Below are 20148 nucleotides of genomic sequence, written 5' to 3'. Positions count from 1 at the left end.
GCAATGCCTGCACGCGGGCCAAAAGCTCGGAGAAGGCAAAGGGCTTCGTGAGGTAGTCGTCGCTGCCCGTTTCCAGACCCTTGACGCGATCGCCGGTGGAGCCCCGGGCGCTCAAAATGATCACGGGGAGCTGGTTTTTTTCCCGGCGCAGCTCGCTGATGAGAGCGAGCCCGTCGAGCTTCGGCAGCATCACGTCGATGATCGCCGCGTCATAGGGCTCGCCGATCGCCATGTGCAGCCCCGTCTCGCCGTCGCCGACGTGGTCGACGGCATAGCCGCTTTCTTTCAGCCCCTTCAAAATAAACGACGCGGTCTTCGCGTCGTCTTCAACTAAAAGCAAGCGCATGCTTCACGCATCGTAATCCAAAACACCCACGGCGATCAAACCCAGGTTAACAAGCTAGGTTCATGGGAAAATGATAGGAAAATTACGGTTCGGTAATGTTGAGCCGGGAAAGCGGGCTGGTCGGGGAACCGCTCCCTTCGCCGTTTTGCCTGCGCTCCGCTTGACTGGCGGTGCGCGCATCGGTAGGACTGGGAAGCAGGACACGAACATGATCGCAAAGTCGACGCGAAGCTTTTGCGCGCTAGTTTCTCTGACGGTGATCCTGTGTTATTTCGGCGGAGAAGAATGCGTCGCCGCCGAGGCATCTCAGCCGTTTGCCGCCTTCAACCCCAAGGTCGAGATCGATATCGAAGACGGCGAAATTGAGATCATGGCTAGCTTCACTCTGGGGGCGGGAAGCAACGGACTCGATCTCGCCAAGGATATCGTTACCCTCCAACTAAAGGGCGGCGCCGGAGCCTACTCCGTCGCCATCCCGGCGGGCTCCTTCAAGAAGGACGGGAGCGGCGGGTTCAAGTTCCAAGGTACGATCAACCGGGTGAAATTATTAGAAGCGGCGATTCGTCCCGCGCGCGCGGGCGGCTTCGAGTTCGAGATCCAGACTGAAGGCGCGAATCTCAAGGGCATTGCGAACCCGATAACCGTGAGCCTAACCATCGGCGACCACGGCGGCAGCAAAACGGTCCGAGCCAAGATCGAGTAGACGGACTGCTCGGGTCAATGAGAACTTCGCCTAACTTCGTATCATCGCCGCTCGCGCTCCTTGCGACGTACCGGCGGACCATCCGAGAGGAGGACCCATGAAAACTCTGCGCCCGACGTGTCTCCTCGTTTTCGCAAGTCTCGGCTTGTACTGCGGCGTTGCGCTGGCCGCCGGCGTCGGCGAAGTCGCCATGCTGTCGGGCGCGGACCGGCAGACTAGGCTGGAAGACGGCGCGAAACGCGAGGGCGAAGTCGTTTGGTATACCTCGATGTCGGCGGCGGATTCCGGCCGCGTCGTCGAGCTGTTTCAAAAACGCTACCCGTTTTTGAAAGCCCAGTTGATTCGGCTGAGCTCGGAGCGGGCGCTGCAACGATACTTGACCGAATACCAGGCCAAGCGCACTCTGGCGGACGTGATCGATTTCGACGACGGCCAGATGGAGCTGCTGCGGCGGAAGGAAACCCTGCAACCCTATCGCACGCCGGTGACGGCAAAGTTTGACCGGCGTTTTGTTCACCCGCAAGGTTTCTGGACGGCGGGGCGCGTCACGATGATCGTCCTCGGTTATAACACCCGGCTCGTTAAAGCCGCCGAGGCGCCCCGGCGTTACGAAGACCTGCTCAATCCCAAGTGGAGCGGTTTCATGTCGCTCGAGCGCGAGCAGACCGAATGGTTTCTCACGCTGATGGAATCGTGGGGCGAGGAGAAAGGCCGCGCCTTTTTTCAGAAATTGGGCGCGCAGAAACCCAACATCCGATCCGGGCATACGCTCATGGCGCAATTGATTGTCGCCGGAGAAGATCCGCTCTCGCCCAACGCCTACAATCATCATTTTCCGCGCGAGAAGCGCAAGGGCGCGCCGGTCGATTGGGTGAATCTCGAGCCCGTCGTCGGAAAAGCCCAGGTCTCCGCGCTCGCGCGGAACGCGCCTCATCCCCATGCGGCGATGCTCTTTCTCGACTTTCTCTTCAGCAAGGACGGCGGTGAAAAGGTGGTGCACGAGGCGAACCGCGTGGCGACGCACCCGGAGATCGTTCCCGATCCGCCGGAGCTGAGGGACGGGTTCGACTTTATCCTCGTCGATCCGGTCAAGTACATGGACCGGATCGAGCGCTACGAGAAATTGTGGCGCGAGTGGGTCACCAAGCTGAAATGAATTAGGGTTGAAAGAGGCAAGCCGCCGCGGGTTTTAAGATTCAAAGGCCCGATTCGCTGCCGATTGTTCAAGTCGTCCAGGCTGGAATGAAAATTAAAAAGGCCCCGGCTCCTACGAACCGGGGCCTTTTTAAGAAACCTCCCCGCGCGTCATTCCTCCAAAACCTTTTTCATTCTCTGAATGATCTCTTGCGGCTGCGACATCGATTCCTTGACGATCCGCTCCAGCTCTTCGCCGCGCGTCGGCTCCAATTCGAATTTCCTCTTTTTGATCTCGGCGAGAAACTCCGGGTCTTTCATCGTTTTGTCGAACGCCTCGCGCAGGATCTTGACTCGATCCGGCGGGATGCCCGGACTCCCCAGCATCGGCCGTCCGAGCCCGCCCGACGCCAGCATCACGGCGGCGAGACGGCGTCCCGCCTCCGGCGTTTTGTAGCGATCCATCAGCTCGTGAATGGTCGGAGTGTCCGGCAGGCGCTCGTCTTTCTTACGACCGGTCTGAATGATATTGCGCACGAACTTGTTCTTCACCCACGTGAGGTAAGGCTCGCGGGCAAAGAACGCCTCGATGGTAAAAGCCCGGCAGTGAATCTCGCCGCGCTCGACGGCAAGGTCGATCTCGGGGCCGCCGGGATAGCCTGAGACCATTTTGAACTTCGTCCCCAGAATTTCATTGAAGAGCTTGGGCAAGAAATACGATTGTTCCGACGTGGATTGAGTCCCGCAGCGGGGCGGCTCGGCGGCCTTGCGCACGTCGTCCATCGTCTTGTAGGGGGTATCGGCGCGCATGTACATCTGGCTCTCGCCGCTCACAGGAGAGCCGATCCAGACAAATTTGGCCCAGTCGTATTGAACTTCCTCGCGCCCCAGCAATTGATCGAAATACAGCGACGGCACGATCGACCCGATCAGCGTGAGCCCATCGGGTTTCGCGACCTTGTAGACGTAGTTGGCCGCGACCTTGTGACCGCCGCCCGGCATGTTTTGCGGCACGAGCTCCGGATTTCCCGGGATGTGCTTTCCAATGTGCGCCGCGATCACGCGCGACCATTGGTCGTAAAGCGCCCCCGGAGTGGTGCCGATGACGACCTTGATGGTTTTTCCTTTGTAGAACGGCTCCTGGCCGGCAACTTCCGAAACGAGCCAGAGGCCCGCCAGGAATAATGTCGCCGCGGAGAAAACGGCTCGCTTCAGCGGTTGTCGATTTTTCATAGTCCCTCCTGTTTCAGCCAACGGAATATCATAGCGGGAATCGAGAGATCAATGGGCCGTCGAGGCTTTCGGCCGAGGGCTGATTTTTTCGCGTAGTCGAGTCCAAAAATACCTCTTTATACCCGGCGTCACCGTGATATTTAATCAGGGCCTGTCAACCATCCATGGGGGCCATTCGTTGTTAAGGGGTAGGTAAGGGCGAAAACGGCTCATGATTGCAAACGCGAGACAGGCCTTAATGACGCAGCCGATAAAACCAGTGTCCTACGAGGGTCCGGTCTCATACGAGGCTCTCTACACCGCCCACTACGCGGCGGTCCTGCGCTTGTGCCGCCTTTTATTGGCCAATCACCACGACGCCGAAGAGGTCGCGCAGGAAGTGTTCTTGAAGGTATACCAAAGATTTCAGCACAAGAATCAGAATCAACTGATGGCATGGCGGCCGTGGCTCGTGCGCGTCAGCGTCAACGCCTGTCACGATCGCCGAAGGTCCGGCTGGTGGAAGTGGTGGCGCGGGGGCGGTGCCGAGTACGAGGAAGCGAATTATCCGGACACCGGCAAGACTCCCGAAGAAAATCTTCTTGGCCGGGAAACCCAAGGGCGCATCTGGCGCGCGTTTCAGGAACTCTCGGCGCGCCAGCGCGAGGTGTTCGTGCTGCGCTACGTCGATGAATGGTCCACCGAACAGGTGGCGGACATGCTGGGGATAACAACGGGCAGCGTGAAGCGCTACCTTTTCCGGGCCGTGCATCACCTGCGCCGCGTATTAGGAGACAGCCGATGAACCGATGTTTGAAAGATCAGATGCTGCTTTTGCTCCATGACGGCGAAGGAACCAGCGCCGAGCGAGCTCACCTGACGGAGTGCGCAGCCTGCGCCAAACGATACCGGCAATTAGGATCGGACCTGGAGGCGATCACTCGAACGCTCCGGGAAGCGCGTCCGCCGCAGACGGTGAGTTCCTATTCCTCTCCTTGGACGGTCCGCTGGTTGACCGCGGCCGTCATGGCGGCATGGGCTCTCGTGGTGGTCTGGCAAGGAATCCGGATTTGGAGTCCGCCCGCGCCGGCGCCCGCTAACGAGGAAATCTGGACGGTCATGGAAGAACTTTCGCCGGAGCAGCTCACGCAGAATCAAGCCGGCGCCGAAGATCTATGGATTGTGCTTGCTGAGTCTTACGAGCGAGCCGCAGCGTTGGAAGTCGACCGCCCTTGCGAGTGGTACGACGTGCCGGCAAGAGAAGCGGAGGCCGTTGATGCAGAATCTGGAGACGTTGGCGCGCCGCTTCCCGCTTGTGTGGAGCTGAGTCGATTGTAAAGGTTCGTTAAATTCTAAGGCGTACAAGGTTCAGTAATAAAAAGGAGGCAGTCGGATGAAGACAAAAAGAATCATGGTCGGCTTTGGAACCGTCCTGGGAGGATTGCTCCTATTGGTTTCGTTGTCGTCCCCGCTCCATGCGCAAGTCGACGCGATGACCCAAGCGAGAATTGCAGCGACATTCGGACTGATGTCGCCGCGATTGCTCAACTCGTTGAACCTGACGCCGGAGCAGGCAGCGAAGATAGAAGTCAGCAAGAATGCGTTTAGAGAAGCTCAAAGGGCCTACTTGGCCGAGCTGCGGGTCGTGCGGCAAGAAGTGGGGGATAAGCTTTTTGGATCGAACCGGGTAGCGGAGGCGGACGTGGCGCGCGCGATCACGAAGATTGCCGACTTGCGCGAGAAGATTTTGCGTGAAGGATTCAAGATCGCGCTCGACGTGCGCAACGTGCTGACGCCGGAGCAGTTGGCCAAGGCGGCGACGATCCGGCAGCACATGATCGAGATCCAAGGCGAAGTTCGCGAGCTGTACAACGAGAGCCAGTAATCGGACGTTGAATAAAGAACCAGGACGCGAACGACGATGAAAAGTGTCGGTCTCATTCGGCGCTGCTTGTTCGGGTGGCTCACGCTCTTATTTGCGGTGTCGCTTATCCCTGCCGCGCGAGCGGCCGGCGACGACGAGCTCAAAAGCCGCGTCGATGCATTGGTGCAACCTCTAATCGACGACGGCAAAGTCGTGGGCCTTGCGATCGGCGTCATCCGCGGCGCCGAGACTCACGTTTTCAGTTACGGCCGGCTCGTGCAGGGCGGCCAAAACAAACCTACCGGCGATACGATCTTCGAGATCGGCGCCATCGGCCAGGCCTTCACGGGCTTGCTGCTGGCGGATATGGCGGAGCGCGGGCTCGTCCGGCTCGATCAGCGGGTAGAGGATCTCCTCCCCGCCGCCGTCTCCGTTCCGAAGTTTGGCGACCGGGCCATAACCCTTTTAGACCTCGTCACCCACACTTCGGGACTCCCCAGGATGCCGGATAACTTCAAGCCAAAGAGCAAGATGAATCCGCACGCGGATTATACTGTCGAGCAGATGTACGATTTTTTGTCCCGCCACACGCTTACCCGCGCGCCCGGCGAGAAATATGAGTACAGCAATCTCGGCATGGGCCTGCTGGGTCACGTCCTTGGGTTGCGCGCCGGGTTGGATTATGAAGAGCTGCTCAAACGGCGGATCTCTGAGCCGCTCGGTCTCAAGCAGACGACGATCACTCTAAGCGAAGAGCAGCAGAAGCGCTTCGCCCAAGGGTACAACGCGAGGGTAAAGCCGACTTCGCAGTGGGACATCCCGACTTTCACCGGGGCCGGCGGCCACCGCTCGTCGGTCAACGATCTGCTCCGTTTCCTTCGCGCCAACATCGACCCCGCGGGCGCGCCGCTCGAAAACGCGCTCCGGGCGTCCCATGTCCAGAGATTCGAGAAAGCTTATATGCCCCGCCTCGCGATGGCCTGGGTCTTCGCCGACATCGATTCGGAAGATACCCTTTGGCTCACCGGGGCGAGCGGCGGGTTCCGGAGTGTCGCCGCCTTCGATCCCAAGCTCAAGATCGGAGTTGTAGTTCTAGCCAACACGGCGAGCGACGAAACCGACAAGCTGGGCAAGCAGATCCTGGCGCTGCTCTCGCCGGCCATCTCGGGGATCGGCGTCGGTTTGGGATGGCGGGCGGAGGATGCCGGCTACCCGACCGTCAAAGAATTGTTTCGCGGCGGCCCGGCGGCCAAAAGCGGTGGAATAGCCGTCGGCGATCGCCTCGTCGGCATCGAGGACGACAAAGGCAAGCTCATCGACTTCAAGGAAAAAGATCCGCGCAAAGTGATCGCGATGATCCGCGGCGCGCGCGGATCGTCGGTCCGCATCGTCGTTGAGAAGAATGGTGAGCGCAAAGTTTACAAGCTGATTCGCGAGATCGTCGGGCAAGTCGCTCAGGCGCCTTCGTCGAGCAAGCCATAAGTCGGCGGATATCAATGCGCCGCGTCTTTTAACCCGGCGCCGGTTCGGGTTTCTTCGCTACGTCAGGCATTTTCGTCGCAGGCTTTGGGCTCGGCCGTCCGCCGCCGCCCGAAACTTCTTTTTCGAATCCCGGCAGGATCGCTTTGAAGAAAGCATTTTGAACTAATCGGACCACGGTCTCCCACGTGCTGGTCTGAGGCGCTTCCACGTCGCCGGTAAGCGGAATCTTCGTCGCCACCTCTTCGCGCGGGCGGTTTTCCAGCAAGCCGGAAATTCCGCCGACCAATCCTTCATACATTTTTCGAAAGAGGCCTTTCTCTTTGTCCTGACGCCGGTCGTAAACCTTCATGTCGCTGAAGAGAGGCTTCACGTACCCCTCGATCTTTCCCTGTCGCACTGTAATTTCCGCGTACATGGAAAATATTCCCTGGACCACGTCGAAGTTGCCGTAAGCGCGCAAGAGATCGTTCATCTTGGTCATGTCGGTGTTTTCGATGGCGAGGGTCAAATCGAAGTCCGGTCCCTTGGTCTCGGGTCGGAACGCGGCCTGGGCGCGCGCGTCGCCGCTGCCGAGGAATTTTCCCGTTACGTTCGCGCGCGCGACTCCGTCCTTGAGATGGTTGCTCACGTTCTGGACTTCGACTTTCGCGCCTTCGAGAAAAACGTTATAGGGCGGCTTCGCCGCCTGGTTGATGTAACCGACGCGGCCGTCGAGAACGAGCCGGTCGACTTTCACTTCGAGAGTCGGCTCGTTGGCGGTTTGCCGGGCGACTTTTCCGGCCTCCTTCGTGACTTTTTCCGTCGGCCCCGTTCCAGTCTCCTGGTGGAGGTAGTCGGCGTCGAGGCCGTTGACCGTAACGTTGCCGATCAGAAACTTCTGAACGTCGGCGGCGTATTCGATCGAGCCCCGCGTCGAAAGCGTCCCCTTGCGCACGGAGAACTTGTATCGTTCCGCGATCGGCTTGAAATAATCCAAAGTGATCTGGTCGAGTTCAATATCTCCTTTGACGGCCATATGGGGCGCCGCGAGAAAGTCCGCATGGCCTTCTAATTTCGCTTTGCCTTTGTCGAAGACGACGCCTTCCAAGAAAACCGGCGACGGGAATACGCCTGTCTCGGACTTCACGTTGCGAATATTCTCGGCGACAAAGTTCAACCGGGTGACGTGGAGCGGTTTGAATGGGCCTTTATCGACGTAAGTGAGATCGCCGTTTTGAATGGCGAAGCGGTTGATCTTCAGCGGATAAATGGCGTAAAGGGCTTCCTGCCAGCCCTTCTCCTTGACTGGGGTCGGATCTTTGGCTTCCTGCACGAACTGCCGGAGATCGAAGTGGACTTTGGGACGGTCGATCTCGAAATCGGCCGTCAGCCGGCCGCGAAGGAGCGCTCTCCAGTCAACGCTCGCAGTGAGGTTGGGGATATAAGCGATCGGCGGATCGGGATGAGCGGTCTGATAAATCCACGATTCTTCCAGGTCGAGCGAGAGGCCGATCGGATGGAAATCGAGCTTGCCGATGCGAACTGTATATCCCTTGAGGCTGGCGTTAATGTCGCGCTCCATCCTCCGTCGCAACGGTTCATCGATGAGGTAGGCGAGGACGAAGATGAGGATCAGAAAAAACGCGAATGTTCCGGCGATCCAAAGGGCCAGTCGTCGCCGCATAATTCCGCCGAGCCAGTTCGGCATTCGACGTCTCATGTAGTTGTGTAGCTCAGGAAAAGTCTCGTTCCTATGCCGGATTTATCCCAGGTCGTGTAAATGCCTACGGGACTCGGGGCGGAAGAGGGGGGCTGTTTATTTTACTTGACCTCTATTCCAGGGCTGACCTATTTTGAGGGCGTTTCACGGACTAGTCTTGGTCCACATTCTGCTTACCGGAGGGATAGACGTGACGGAGCTCATATTTCGTGTCGATGGAGTCACGCGCGAGAGATGGAGAAAGCGGCACCGGGCTTCCCATCCGTCAAATTTTGTTCCGACGATTGGGGCGTGGCTCGTCGCAGCCGTAGCTGTTGTCTACGGCATCCCGGCGCTTCAATTCGGCGTCGCCGGACTTCTTTCCGGAAGCCGGGCCGCCGTCGTCGAAGGCCGGCTCCTGATAGGAATGCATGTCATTCTTATCCCCGATACCAGCGGATCGATGTCCGACCCGGCAAGGCGGTAGACGCTTCAAGACCAAATCGCGCGCTTGAAGGCCTCCGGCATGGCAATCCTTGAGGGGCGCGGATTGGCGGGCTTTGGTGTCAGCAAAGCGAAGCACCCCGACAGTTTGTTGTTTGAAGTCGAACGCGCCCTGCAAGCGCACCAGGAGGCGGATACGATTTATGCTTTCTCCGATTTCGAGGTCACCGGCAGCCACTATTGGCAAAGCGACGCCGAGGGCTATGAGCAGTTAGGGAAAATCCTAAGCGACCGTCGCGTCCGGCTTTACATCGGCACGGTGAAGTATCAGCCGCCCGGCGAACTGCTTAAAATCGCGCGTGAGTCGGGCGGAGGACTCATACCTTGTGCGGCAAGCTCAGGGCTGAATTGCGAGGACCGACCCGGCTAAATTTGGTCCGTTACGTCCATGTCTGCTCTCAGTAAAAAGTTTTACTGACTCCAAGTCGGCAGGAGGGAAACCATGATAGGCAATGTCAGCGCGATGATTCTGTTTATTTCCTTTGCGATCGACCGTGTGACCAGAGCTTTGCTTTTCGTGTGCTCTATGTATGAGGGGCCTTGGACCCCATGGCTTCCGGATCCCCTCGCGGTTGAAGACCCGGCGCGGCGTGCCAGGGCCGAAAAAAAACAAACCATGGCGTACTACGTCGTGGCAGGAGCATTAAGCCTGATAGCCCTCTTTGCGTTTCGCAACGTCAGATTGTTAAAAAATCTCAATTACGATGCCCACTGGTTTCTCGACGCGTTCTTAACGGGCATCGTTCTCATCGGGGGGTCGGATCTCGTCAGCAAAGTGCTGCAGGTCTCCGGGCTCGGTGGCGGCGGCAGCGAGTCGAAAAGCCAGCCGCTTGAAATTACCGGCAAGCTCATCTTGGAAGACAGCGCCAAAAAAACTGAACGGGCATAGAGCGTTTTCCCGCCTCCGGCTTTTTGTTTTTACCCCGGCTCTTCCCTGAGGCTAGGCGATGGAATATTATTTGCTCTGCCGATCTAATTGCCGGAAAGAAGGAGAAGGTCATGGCTTTGGATGTCGAGAGATTAAGAAAGATGACTCCGCCGCAGGGGATGCCGTTCAAGATCCGGCGGCTCGGCCACGTGGTTGTGATGGCGAGCGATCTCGAGCGCTCGATGAATTTCTACACGCAGATTTTGGGGTTCAAAGTCTCGGACGTTTATCCCGAAGACATGCAGCCGGGCGGGTTCGCCTTTCTCCGCTGCGGCACGGACCATCACACGATCGCGCTGGTCGGCGGCGGTCACGGCGACTCGAAGCAGCGCGAGTTGCATCATATCGCCTTCGAGGTCGCAACGGTCGAGGAAGTCTTCCGCGTGCGCGACCGGTTGCGCGAAAAAAATGTTCCGATTACGTTCGAAGGGCGGCGCCGGGCCGGCTGCCAGATATCGGTTGAGTTTTTAGATCCCGACGGTCATTCCATAGAAATTTATTGGGGACTTGACCAGATCGGCAGCGACGGCCGCGCGCGGCCGTCGAGCGAATGGAAAGGCATCAAAGGTCTCGAAGAGGCGGTCGCCAATCCGGTATCCGGCCAGGATACCGCGGCGCGGTAAGCGCGTATCGAGCGAAGGAGTCCTTTTGATGGAGATCAAATCTCTTGTCGATCCGGAAGGCGGACTCGTCGATCGCCGCATTTTTTCCGACCGCGAGATTTACGAGCTGGAGCGCGAGCGGCTCTTCGCGCGCTGTTGGCTCTACCTCGGCCACGAGAGCGAGATCCCCAATCCGGGCGATTTCGCCGCCGCCTACATGGGCGAAGAGCCGGTGATCTTGTGGCGCGATTTGAACGGCAAGGCGCGCGCCTTCTTGAACATGTGCCGCCATCGCGGCAACCGCGTGTGCCGTGCCGACCGGGGCAACACCAGGCTTTTGACGTGCTCTTATCATGGATGGACCTACAGTGCCGACGGGAAACTGGCTATTGTCCCGCGGGCCGAAGCCTTCCGTGACTTGGACCGCGACAAATGGGGATTGATCCCCGTCGCCCAAATCGACAGCTATAAAGGATTGATCTTCGCGACGTTCGACCCCGAGGCGCCGGCGCTGCTCGAATATCTGGGCGACATGGCCTGGTATCTGGATATTCTCCTCGACCGGCGTGAGGGCGGCACCGAAGTGAGCGGGCCGCACCGCTGGATCGTCGATGCCAATTGGAAGACGGCGGCGGAAAATTTCGGCGGCGACGGCTATCACATCGCCAGCACGCACGGCTCGGCGCGCGACCTCGGCATCGATACGACGACGAGCGAGACCAGGATTTCTGCCAAAGGCCACCAGATCTCCTGCGGCAACGGCCATATTCTGGTCGCGTGGGTGACGCCGTCGGACGACGCCGGTCCGTGGTTCGCGCAGCCGGTCATCGAGCTGGCCGATTATATGAAGAAACACGCCGCGGAGATCGAGAAGCGGTTGGGCGAAGTGCGCGCGCGGAAAGTTTCGCCGTCCGCGGGAACGATTTTTCCGAACCTGTCCGTCCACTGGCTCACGCGCACGATTCGCGTCTGGCATCCGCGCGGGCCGGACAAAATGGAGATCTGGAGCTGGGCGATCGTCGACAAAACGGCGCCGCCGGACATCAAAGAGGTCATGCGTTTCGTCTCGCAGTACCGCTTCAGTCCCACGGGCGTCTTCGAGCAGGACGACATGGACAATTGGATCCAGGTCACCGGCGCCGCGCGGAGCGTGATCGGCAGGCGCTACCCCGCTAACTATCAAATGAGCTTGAACGAGCCGGCGTCGGAAATCGGTCTCCGCGGGCGTCTCGCGAGCAGGTGGAGCGACTCCAACCAGTTGAGCCTTTATCTCCACTGGGCGAAAATGCTCGAAGCAAAAAACTGGAGCGAGATCAAGAGCGCGTCCCATAGTAGTTGCTGAAAAACCCTCCGTTCACCCTTCGACAAGCTCAGGGCGAACGGGATAGTTTTGAAATCGTCAAGGATCTTCCGTTCGTGCTGAGCCCGTCGAAGCACGATTCGGTAGCTTGAAGCGAAGCGAGATGGACAGCGGACTGCGTCAGGAGATCGAAGATTTTTTGTATCTGGAAGCCGAGCTTTTGGACGAGCGGCGGCTGCGGGAGTGGCTCGATCTATTTACCGACGACTCGCGTTACTGGGCGCCGACTCGACACAACCCACTGGAGCGGCCGGACGATCTGACCGAAGAGTTGTCCAAGCCGGGCGAGAGCTACTATTTCAACGACACGAAACAGACCTTGAAAATCCGAGTCGAGCGGGTCTATTCGAAGCAGGCGTGGGCCGAGGTGCCTCCCTCGCGAACGCGCCGTCTCATCTCGAACGTTCGGGTGAAGAAAGACGACGGGCGAGAGATCGAGGCTCATTCCAACTTTATTGTTTATCGGACGCGAATGGAGAAGGACGAGGACATTTTCGTCGGCACGCGGAAAGATATTCTCCGGCGCGTGAACGGCGCAATGAAGATCGCCCGCCGGACCGTCATCCTGGATCAGGCGGTGTTGGCTGCAAAAAACATCAGCATCTTCTTGTAACTCGGAACCCCCACTAAATCTCCCCCTTGCCAAGGGGAAGACAAAGAGGGGATTCTGAATGCCCGCTTTCGCGGGCATGACGGTAATGGTGGTCGCCAAATTATTTGATGTACTTCGGTTCCAGAACACTAGACGTCCATAATGCCCAACTGCCGTCAGCCAGGCCGGGGGTCTCTCGGAGGGCCGATGCGTGGGACGAGGAGCGCCAAAGCGTACATCAAAATTTTTTCTTAGAAGTCTCGTGCCGCGTAACACCGGACGTATCGCATCGGCCCGGAGAGAGACCTCCGGCCTGGCGGTCTCAATAGATTACGTTCTGCCCGTGAGCTTGCGGCCCTGTTCGAGAACGGAGAACGAGCGCGGCGCCGACGGCATCATGAACCGGTAGCCGTCGGCGACCAGCCGCTCGATGTTTTTTCCGTCGGGGTGCGGATGGCCGCAGACGACCTTGTGCTCTTTGCAGATCCTTAAGATGCCGTTGATCGCGTCGGCGACGACCGGATGATCGTAATCTCTCGGATGGCCCAGCTCCTGGCTCAAATCTCCCTCGCCGATGAGGACGACGCCGATGCCGGGAACTTCTTTTAAAATTTTCGGCAGATTGTCGATCGCGCGCGTATCTTCGCACTGAATCACCACCAAAATTTCTCCCTGCGGCGCGAGCGGCCAGACGTCGGCGCGCTTGTAGTATTCCTGCTGCGTCAGTCCCCAGTAGCGCGCCGCGCGCATCGGCGCGTCGCCGCGAATTCCCGGCGGCTTCGCGAGCGGCGCGTCGGCGAGGCGGGGATAGCGACAGGCACCGACCGCGTTCCAGGCCTCTTCCACCGTGCTCACGTGGGGAAAAATAATTCCGAATACGCCGATGTCGAGCACCTGCTTGGCGATCCACTGGTTCATCTCGCCGCCGTTGGGCGGGATGCGCACCATCGGCGTGACTTTCGGCGCGGGCGTTTTCGTCTGGAGAATCTCGTTGCGGTCGAGCATGAACTGAAGCGCGTTTCTCAAGCCGGGAAAGTCGAGCGGCGAGTGCTCCATCTCGAAAGCGACGCCGTCGAGCAAAGAGCCGGCCAGCGCGATCGCGCTTTCGATATCCACGGGAGTGAATGCGACGAACGCGGTCTTTCCTTCTTCAAGGGCTTTGATTACGCCGTTTAATCGAGGTATGTCTGCCATGTTCGCTCCTTCTTAACTGGTCATTTGTAGATGATTGGTATAGCAAAGGGAATTGGGACTGGCAATTGATGGCGCACCCATTACAAGGAGGATCGACGATGATCATCGATGCCCACACTCATTACACATCAGCCCCGCTTGAGTTATTGGCCTATCGTGCGCGGCAGATTATCGAGCAGGGCAATCCCGTGCGGGCAAAGCTCACAATCAGCGACGAAACGCTCGCGCGCTCGATGGAAGGACAGTTCACGCGCATGAAAGAGACCGGCATCGACCGGCTGCTCTTTTCGCCGCAGGCCGGAGCGATGGGCCATCATTTCGGTTCGCCGCTCGTGAGCCGCTATTGGACAGAGGCGTGCAACGACTTGATCGCGCGCGTCGCCAAGCGCTGGCCCGACAAAGTCTCGCCGGTCTGCCAACTGCCGCAATCGCCGGGCGTCGGCCCGAAGGAGTGGATCGACGAGCTGGACCGCTGCGTGAAAGAGCTGGGCTTCGTCGGCTGCAATGTGAATCCCGATCCCGCCGGCGGCAAAGAGCCGCTGACGCCGTCGGTCGCGAGCGAGTGGTGGTATCCGCTGTGGGAGAAGCTCGTCGAGTTGGATATCCCGTGCACGATCCACGCCAGCGCTTCGCTCAATCCCGGCTTGCACCTCACCAACTCGTATTACATCGGATGGCACAACGCCGCGGCGGTCGAGATTTTGAAATCGAAGGTGTTCAAGGATTTTCCCAAGCTGAAAGTCATCATCCCGCACGGCGGCGGCGCGATCCCGTACCAGTGGAACCGCCAGCGCGGGCTACACGTGCGCGAGGGCTTGGAGCCTTTCGAGGAGGCGGCGCGCAGAGTCTACTGGGACATGGCGATATACGACAAGGAGTCGATGGAGCTTTTGATCAAGCGGATCGGCGCCGACCGCATTCTCTTCGCGACCGAGATGTTCGGGGCGGTCAACGCCATCGATCCCAAGACCGGGCGCAACTTCGAGGACATCGTGCCGATCTTCCAATCGATCGACTGGCTGTCGGCGGACGATCGGAGGCAGATCACGGAATTAAACGCAAAAAAACTCTTTTCCCGAATCGGCAAATAAAAAACTCAGCACTCAGCACTGACTCGCATGCTACGCGCGATCGATATCCATCACCACTACGTTCCCCAATATGTTTTGGACGAAACCAGGCGCCATGGAAAAACTTTCGGCGTCGAGCTCGTCGAGGCAAAAGACGGCAAGGTCGGTTTTTCTTTCGCCGGTAAACCGCCTCACATCCTCCAGCCGCCCTTGATGGACGTCGAGCGACGCCTTGAGGTGATGAATAAAGGGAAAGTCGCGATGGCGGCGCTCGACCCCAATACGAGCAGCGTCGGATATTCTCTCAAGGGCGAGCAGGGAGAAAGCTGGTGCCGCCTTTACAATCAGAGCGTCAAAGAGCTGGTCAAAAAACATCCGCAGCGTTTTACGGCCATGGCCGCCGTGCCGATGCAGGAGCCGGCGTGCGCGGCGAAGGTTCTCGAGCATGCCATCGTGGAGCTCAAGTTTTCCGGCGCCTTCATCGCCACCAACGTGAACCATCGCTACTACAATAGCAAAGACTTCGACCCGTTCTGGGCCAAGGCCGAAGAGCTGTCGAGAGGTCAGGGCGAACGGGACAACGGTTGGGTCTCCGTTCATGCTGAGCATGTCGAAGCATGACGGCCGATTATCCTTCGTCGAATCCGAACAATCCTTTTGCGTTCCGGTAGTAAATTTTCTCTTTGTCTTCTTTCGCGATGTCCAGGTCGTCCATCGACTTCAGCGTCATGGGAATGAACTGGTCGTCCCTGCCGCCGCGGCCGTGCGGATAGTCGGAGCCGAACAAGACCTGGTCCGCGCCGACCGTATCGCAAGCGAGCTTGATGAAAGAAGCGCGGGTAGGTCCGGCGGTGTCGTAATAAATCTTTTTGAAGTATTCCTCCGGCTCCAGTTTGCACTCGACTTTCCCCTCGCGCCAGTTGAGCCGGTCGAGATAAAGCAGAATCATTCCTCCCAGATGGGCCGCGATCAGCTTCAGATTCGGGTACCGGTCGAAGATGCCGCTATAGACGATGCGCGCGACGGCCAGCGTCGTATCGGTCGGCCAGAGAATTTTTTGGTGCAGGGAAAACCTATTCCAGTTCGCCTGACACGGCGCGTTGGCGGGATGGAGGAACAGCGGCTTGCCGCCCTCGTGGACCGCGTCCCAGAACGGCTTGAACTCCGGCTCGTCGAGATATTTTCCCGCCAGGTTGGTCGGCAGCATCACTCCGTGCATGCCCAAATCTCCATAGCACCTGTCGAGCTCGCGCAAGGCGTCTTCCATGTCGAGCATCGGCAGCCGGGCGAATGCTTTGAAGCGGCGCGGGTGCTTGGCGTGGGCGTCGGCGAACGAGTCGTTGAGAATTTTACATAGCTCCAGCGCGCGGGCGCGGTCGCCGCCTTGCTCGATCCTCCCGCCGGTGTTGGAGAGCACGCCGATATCGATGCCGTGCTTATCTATGACCTCCAAATACTCCCGCTGGTCGAAAGCGTGAAAGCCCGCGCCGCGCGGGTCGTTGCTCGATTGCTCCGGCACCCGTTCGAGGTATTTCCCAGGGAAGGCGTGAAAGTGGGTGTCGATGATCATACGGCCGTCCCTCTATGGCACAAGACGAAGCTATAAACCAGAATCGCTCGGGAGTACAATAGGAGAAGCGGTGTGGCGCGACGCCTCGACGCCGGCGGATGCGCCAGAGATTGTTGAAACGGTGCGGGGCGCGGATTAGGGTGAGACAGGAGGCCAACGATGTTCGATCAATTTCCAAAAGCAATGTGTTCGGCCGCGATACTCGTCTTAGCCGGCCTGGCCGTTAATACCACTGGCATCGTTTTCGCCGCCGACAAGCTGGTGGGCGTTCACTCGGCGCAGGTCCTTTCGCAATCGATGCCGTGGATCGCCCAGGAAGCGGGGCTGTTCAAAAAACACGACCTGGAGTTTCGCCTGGTTTTCATCGCATCGTCGCCGGTCGTCACCGCCGCGATGCTGGGCGGCGACGCGGAGATCGCGGTGACCGGCGCGATCGGCAACGTCCGGGCGTACGTGCAGGGCAGCATCGATCTCGTATTCATCGGCGGCGTCAAGAACATTCTGACCCACAACATTATGGGGAAACCGGAGTTCAAACGGACGGAAGACCTCAAGGGGAGAAGGGTCGGGGTCGGGCGCTTCGGCAGCAACACCCATTATTTCGTCATCCAGGCGCTGAGAAGATTCGGCATGGATGCCGCGAAAGATATTCAGGCCGTACCGACGGGCGGCGGACCGGAATCGCTCGCGGCTCTCGTCGGCGGCCGGGTCGATGCGGCGGCGCTGGTGGCGCCGGGCGACGCGGGCGCGGCATCTCAGGGATTTCGCATGATCGTCAACGGTCCCGAGCTGCGCATTCCTTACGCGGCGACGACCTTGGCGACGCTGCGCTCGTCGATTGCCAGGCGCGGCGCGGCCGTCGGACGGTTTATGCGCGTGATGGCGGAGTCGGCGAAAATTTTACACACGGATAAAGCTTTCGTCTACAAAGTGCTCGGCAAATACATGCGGGTCACCGACACGAAGGTTCTCGACTCGGCTTACCAGTCGGAAATCCCGGCGCTCGAGCGCCGCCTGGAAATCCAGGAGGCCGCGATCCAGGCATCCTTGGACGAGATCGCTCCGTCCGATCAGCGGGCGAAAACCATCAAGCCGCAGGACCTGGTCGACCGCAGGTATCTGATCGAGCTGGAAAATGGCGGGGTTTTCGCCAAGCTCTGGGGAGATAAAAAATAAAAGATGGGTTACCGCCCCATGTTTCCCATCTGCGCGGCAGGGTAGCGCGCGCCCGCGGTCGAGCCCGGAACGAATGTCTCGTTGAGTTTGGCCAAATCTCTAGCGTTAAGTTTGATCTCCGCGGCGGCGGCATTTTCCTCGAGGTATGCGCGCCTTTTGGTTCCGGGGATCGGCACGATGTCGTTTCCCTGCGCCAGCACCCACGCCAGAGCGACCTGCGCCGGCGTGCAGCCTTTCGCGGCGGCGATTTCCTCCAAGGGCGTTAACAGAGCGAGATTCCGGGCGAGGTTCTCGGTCTGGAAGCGGGGATGGCGGTTGCGCCTGTCGATCTCGGTCAGGCCGTCGCTGTTACGGATTTTTCCGCTCAAGAAGCCGCGGCCGAGCGGGGCGTAAGCCACGTACGTGATGCCCAGCTCGCGACAAGTCGGCAGCCACTCTTTCTCAGCATCGCGCGTCCACAACGAGTACTCGGTTTGCAAAGCGGCGATCGGGTGGACGGCGTGCGCGCGCCGGAGAGTTTCGGCGCCGGCTTCCGACAGGCCGATGTGGCGCGCTTTGCCTTGCGCGACGAGCTTGGCCATCGCGCCTACGGTATCTTCGATCGGCACGTTGGGATCGACGCGATGGAGATAATATAGATCGATCACATCGACCCCCAGCCGTTTGAGACTCGCCTCGCATGCTGCCGGCGCGTATTCCGGCCGGCCGTCGATGCCGGTGGGTTGTCCTTTGGCGTCGCGAATATTGCCGAACTTGGTGCAGATAATAAGAGAATCGCGGCGGCCCTTGATCGCACGGCCCAGCAGCTCTTCGTTGTGCCCGTTGCCGTAGGCGTCCGAGGTGTCGAAAAAATTGATTCCCAGCTCAATCGCGCGCTGGATCGTCGCCGACGACTCGCGGTCGTCGGCGATGCCGTAAGTCTCCGACATTCCCGAACATCCAAGCCCTATGGCTGAAACTTTAAGTCCGGTTTTTCCTATTGGACGAAGCCTCATCGAATTCCTTCGGCGAACGAGTGTCGAACACGAATTAACATTGTATTGCGGCTTGCGCAACAACCGTAGTGCTCTTGCCTCTTGACACAATTATCTCTTACTGGCTACGCTCCGCTAGCTCGAAGCCGGGAAACTGGTTGGGATAGTTGGAAGCGGATTTTTGATGGTTCGTGCGACGTTTTAGATTTCTAACCATAGTCAGGAGGGAGTTATGAGACGCACGTGGATGTCGAGTATCCTGATCAGCCTCTCGACGATACCCTTCATGGTTTCGCCGGCGTGGTCTCAAGCGCGCTTCTATGAGGGGAAAGCGATCACGATACTGATCGGGACGTCGGGCGGCGGCAGCATCGTCGCCGCGCGGATCATCGCCCAGCACATCGTCAAGTACATTCCCGGCAATCCGGCGGTGGTTGTTCAACCCATGCTTGGCGGCGCGCACATCGTCGCAACGAACCATGTCTTCAACACGGCCAAACCGGACGGCCTGACGCTCCTGGCAGCCAACCCCAACATTGCGATCGCTCAACTGATCAAGGTGGACGGGGTCCGCTTCGACGTGAGGAAATTCGAGTGGCTTGGCTCGTCGGGCTCCGACGGGGTGGTGCTTACCGTCCGCTCGGATCTTCCTTACAAGACTTTCGAGGAGTTGCGAAAGGCCGACCGCGAGTTGGTCGTTGGAACTACGGGGCCGGGCTCGAACGCCCACGACTTTCCGCTGATGCTCAAAGAATTCGGCGGCGCGAAGTTCAGGTTCGTTTCCGGGTATCCCGCCAATTCCGATATCCTCCTGGCGATCGAGCGCAAGGAAGTCGATGTCTGGGCCGCGTTCGCCGCCACGGTCCGCCCGGTGGTTCAGCGCGGCGCCGTGCGGCCTCTTGTCCGGGCCCGGGTGCCGTCACCGGGATTCGAGAATCTTCCGGTAGACGAGAGTTTCACGACGAATCCCGTCGGGAAGGCATTGATGGCGATCAAGACCGCCCCCCTGGTGATCGGCAGGGCGGTTGCCGCTCCGCCGGGAACGCCGGCGGACCGCGTCGCTCTTCTGAAAGATGCGTTGGCGAAAGTTCTGAAGGACCCTGAGCTGGAGGCCGACGGTCGAAAGGCTCAAATCGATTTCGGTTATATGTCCGGAGACGAGGTGCTCAAGAGTTTTACCGTTCTTCTTCAGCAGCCGCCGGATGTGCAGCAGGAGATGGTCAAGTACATCAAGTTCGGGGGGTAATCGCTATTTTTGTTTCTTAGCTTCCGCGAAGCGTTTCTCGGCTTCCTCCGCGCCTTCGGCCCGGTTGTAGTCCTGGTCCAAGTCGCCGTCTCCGGCGGGGCTCTTCACCGTGAAGAAAACCGCCGGGCCGCCGATGGCGCGACTTCGATGGTTGGTAAAGCGGGGAATGTGGATCAAGTCTCCGCGCTCGCAGATGCGCTCTTCGTCGCCGAGGACGAAGTGGAGCTTGCCCTCAAGCACAAGAGTGAACTGTTCCTCGTTGGGATGCATGTGGAGCGGCGGGCCTTCCTCGTCCGGCTTGGTCACGATTCCCGCCTTCATGAATTCGCCGACGGCGGTCTGGACGAACTGCAGCGGGTTGGCCGTGGCGGGGACCTGCTGCATTTCGGCGATTTTGTAAAATGGCATTTTTTCTCCCTTCTGCTCGGAATAAAATCCAATTACGCCAAGGCGAACGAAATGTCCAGCTTGTCTCGCAGCCGCCGCGCTCATCGCCTCTTGACACGCCTGTCT

Annotated in this window: 23 protein-coding genes; 16 read left to right on the top strand and 7 right to left on the bottom strand. The window is 59.1% G+C overall.

All coding sequences use genetic code 11. The features are described from left to right. Nucleotides 1-346: response regulator (locus VGL70_10185; protein ID HEY3303886.1), on the bottom strand; the 346-nt coding region annotated here is incomplete at its 3' end. Nucleotides 347-554: 208 nt separating this feature from the next. On the opposite strand from VGL70_10185, the gene VGL70_10180 reads away from it, so the two are divergent. Together VGL70_10180 and VGL70_10175 are read left to right on the top strand one after the other, a co-directional pair. After that, nucleotides 555-1049 carry a hypothetical protein gene (locus tag VGL70_10180; protein HEY3303885.1) on the top strand — a complete coding sequence of 165 codons (495 nt, stop codon included), beginning with the start codon at nt 555-557 and terminating at the stop codon, nt 1047-1049. Between the two features lie 97 nt (nt 1050-1146). Next, nucleotides 1147-2205, top strand: coding sequence for an ABC transporter substrate-binding protein (locus tag VGL70_10175; protein HEY3303884.1), 1059 nt, complete (start codon nt 1147-1149; stop codon nt 2203-2205). Nucleotides 2206-2354: 149 nt separating this feature from the next. Here the strand turns inward: VGL70_10175 and VGL70_10170 are convergent, their stop codons facing one another. Beyond that, a complete protein-coding gene (locus VGL70_10170) occupies nt 2355-3416 on the bottom strand; it encodes a tripartite tricarboxylate transporter substrate-binding protein (GenBank protein ID HEY3303883.1) in 1062 nt (353 codons plus the stop codon). A gap of 238 nt (nt 3417-3654) precedes the next feature. On the opposite strand from VGL70_10170, the gene VGL70_10165 reads away from it, so the two are divergent. From VGL70_10165 to VGL70_10150, 4 genes are read left to right on the top strand one after another with little or no spacing between them, the layout of a single operon-like run. Beyond that, nucleotides 3655-4200: an RNA polymerase sigma factor gene (locus VGL70_10165; GenBank protein ID HEY3303882.1), complete on the top strand. Its 546-nt coding sequence runs from the start codon at nt 3655-3657 to the stop codon at nt 4198-4200. Further along, nucleotides 4197-4733 carry a hypothetical protein gene (locus VGL70_10160; protein HEY3303881.1) on the top strand — a complete coding sequence of 179 codons (537 nt, stop codon included), beginning with the start codon at nt 4197-4199 and terminating at the stop codon, nt 4731-4733. Before VGL70_10165 ends, VGL70_10160 begins: the two co-directional genes overlap by 4 nt. A gap of 55 nt (nt 4734-4788) precedes the next feature. Beyond that, nucleotides 4789-5280 carry a Spy/CpxP family protein refolding chaperone gene (locus tag VGL70_10155; protein HEY3303880.1) on the top strand — a complete coding sequence of 164 codons (492 nt, stop codon included), beginning with the start codon at nt 4789-4791 and terminating at the stop codon, nt 5278-5280. Nucleotides 5281-5316: 36 nt separating this feature from the next. Continuing rightward, the gene (locus VGL70_10150) at nt 5317-6741 is read left to right on the top strand and encodes a serine hydrolase (GenBank protein ID HEY3303879.1); all 1425 of its coding nucleotides are present in this window, start codon (nt 5317-5319) and stop codon (nt 6739-6741) included. A 28-nt stretch (nt 6742-6769) separates the two neighbouring features. Here the strand turns inward: VGL70_10150 and VGL70_10145 are convergent, their stop codons facing one another. After that, complete coding sequence (locus VGL70_10145; GenBank protein ID HEY3303878.1) at nt 6770-8428, bottom strand: DUF748 domain-containing protein; 1659 nt, start codon at nt 8426-8428, stop codon at nt 6770-6772. Nucleotides 8429-8630: 202 nt separating this feature from the next. Between VGL70_10145 and VGL70_10140 the strand changes: the two genes are divergently transcribed. From VGL70_10140 to VGL70_10115, 6 genes are all read left to right on the top strand, one after another. Next, a complete protein-coding gene (locus tag VGL70_10140) occupies nt 8631-8906 on the top strand; it encodes a hypothetical protein (protein HEY3303877.1) in 276 nt (91 codons plus the stop codon). A gap of 39 nt (nt 8907-8945) precedes the next feature. Continuing rightward, nucleotides 8946-9293, top strand: coding sequence for a hypothetical protein (locus VGL70_10135; GenBank protein HEY3303876.1), 348 nt, complete (start codon nt 8946-8948; stop codon nt 9291-9293). A gap of 72 nt (nt 9294-9365) precedes the next feature. Continuing rightward, a complete protein-coding gene (locus tag VGL70_10130; GenBank protein HEY3303875.1) occupies nt 9366-9812 on the top strand; it encodes a hypothetical protein in 447 nt (148 codons plus the stop codon). Between the two features lie 110 nt (nt 9813-9922). Then, complete coding sequence (locus tag VGL70_10125) at nt 9923-10474, top strand: VOC family protein (GenBank protein ID HEY3303874.1); 552 nt, start codon at nt 9923-9925, stop codon at nt 10472-10474. Nucleotides 10475-10502: 28 nt separating this feature from the next. Continuing rightward, nucleotides 10503-11795, top strand: coding sequence for an aromatic ring-hydroxylating dioxygenase subunit alpha (locus tag VGL70_10120; protein HEY3303873.1), 1293 nt, complete (start codon nt 10503-10505; stop codon nt 11793-11795). Nucleotides 11796-11901: 106 nt separating this feature from the next. Then, entirely contained in the window at nt 11902-12426 is a 525-nt protein-coding gene (locus tag VGL70_10115; protein HEY3303872.1) for an aromatic-ring-hydroxylating dioxygenase subunit beta, read from the top strand. A 309-nt stretch (nt 12427-12735) separates the two neighbouring features. Here the strand turns inward: VGL70_10115 and VGL70_10110 are convergent, their stop codons facing one another. Next, nucleotides 12736-13599, bottom strand: coding sequence for an aldolase/citrate lyase family protein (locus VGL70_10110; protein ID HEY3303871.1), 864 nt, complete (start codon nt 13597-13599; stop codon nt 12736-12738). A 98-nt stretch (nt 13600-13697) separates the two neighbouring features. Here VGL70_10110 and VGL70_10105 point away from each other — a divergent pair, with 98 nt between their 5' ends. Together VGL70_10105 and VGL70_10100 are read left to right on the top strand one after the other, a co-directional pair. Further along, entirely contained in the window at nt 13698-14690 is a 993-nt protein-coding gene (locus VGL70_10105) for an amidohydrolase family protein (GenBank protein HEY3303870.1), read from the top strand. A gap of 27 nt (nt 14691-14717) precedes the next feature. Then, entirely contained in the window at nt 14718-15290 is a 573-nt protein-coding gene (locus VGL70_10100; GenBank protein ID HEY3303869.1) for an amidohydrolase family protein, read from the top strand. Between the two features lie 7 nt (nt 15291-15297). Here the strand turns inward: VGL70_10100 and VGL70_10095 are convergent, their stop codons facing one another. Beyond that, a complete protein-coding gene (locus VGL70_10095) occupies nt 15298-16239 on the bottom strand; it encodes an amidohydrolase family protein (protein ID HEY3303868.1) in 942 nt (313 codons plus the stop codon). Nucleotides 16240-16398: 159 nt separating this feature from the next. Between VGL70_10095 and VGL70_10090 the strand changes: the two genes are divergently transcribed. Beyond that, a complete protein-coding gene (locus VGL70_10090) occupies nt 16399-17415 on the top strand; it encodes an ABC transporter substrate-binding protein (protein ID HEY3303867.1) in 1017 nt (338 codons plus the stop codon). A gap of 8 nt (nt 17416-17423) precedes the next feature. Here VGL70_10090 and VGL70_10085 read toward each other — a convergent pair whose 3' ends face one another. After that, nucleotides 17424-18410 carry an aldo/keto reductase gene (locus tag VGL70_10085; protein ID HEY3303866.1) on the bottom strand — a complete coding sequence of 329 codons (987 nt, stop codon included), beginning with the start codon at nt 18408-18410 and terminating at the stop codon, nt 17424-17426. Between the two features lie 211 nt (nt 18411-18621). On the opposite strand from VGL70_10085, the gene VGL70_10080 reads away from it, so the two are divergent. Next, nucleotides 18622-19635 carry a tripartite tricarboxylate transporter substrate-binding protein gene (locus VGL70_10080; GenBank protein ID HEY3303865.1) on the top strand — a complete coding sequence of 338 codons (1014 nt, stop codon included), beginning with the start codon at nt 18622-18624 and terminating at the stop codon, nt 19633-19635. Nucleotides 19636-19638: 3 nt separating this feature from the next. Here the strand turns inward: VGL70_10080 and VGL70_10075 are convergent, their stop codons facing one another. Continuing rightward, entirely contained in the window at nt 19639-20043 is a 405-nt protein-coding gene (locus VGL70_10075) for a cupin domain-containing protein (protein HEY3303864.1), read from the bottom strand. Nucleotides 20044-20148 lie beyond the last annotated feature (105 nt).

This window comes from Candidatus Binatia bacterium (assembly GCA_036504975.1).
Taxonomy (GTDB): Bacteria; Desulfobacterota; Binatia; order UBA9968; family UBA9968; genus JAJPJQ01.
Note: the sequence above shows the minus strand (reverse complement) of the source record. Positions and strands in the feature narration are given on the sequence as shown.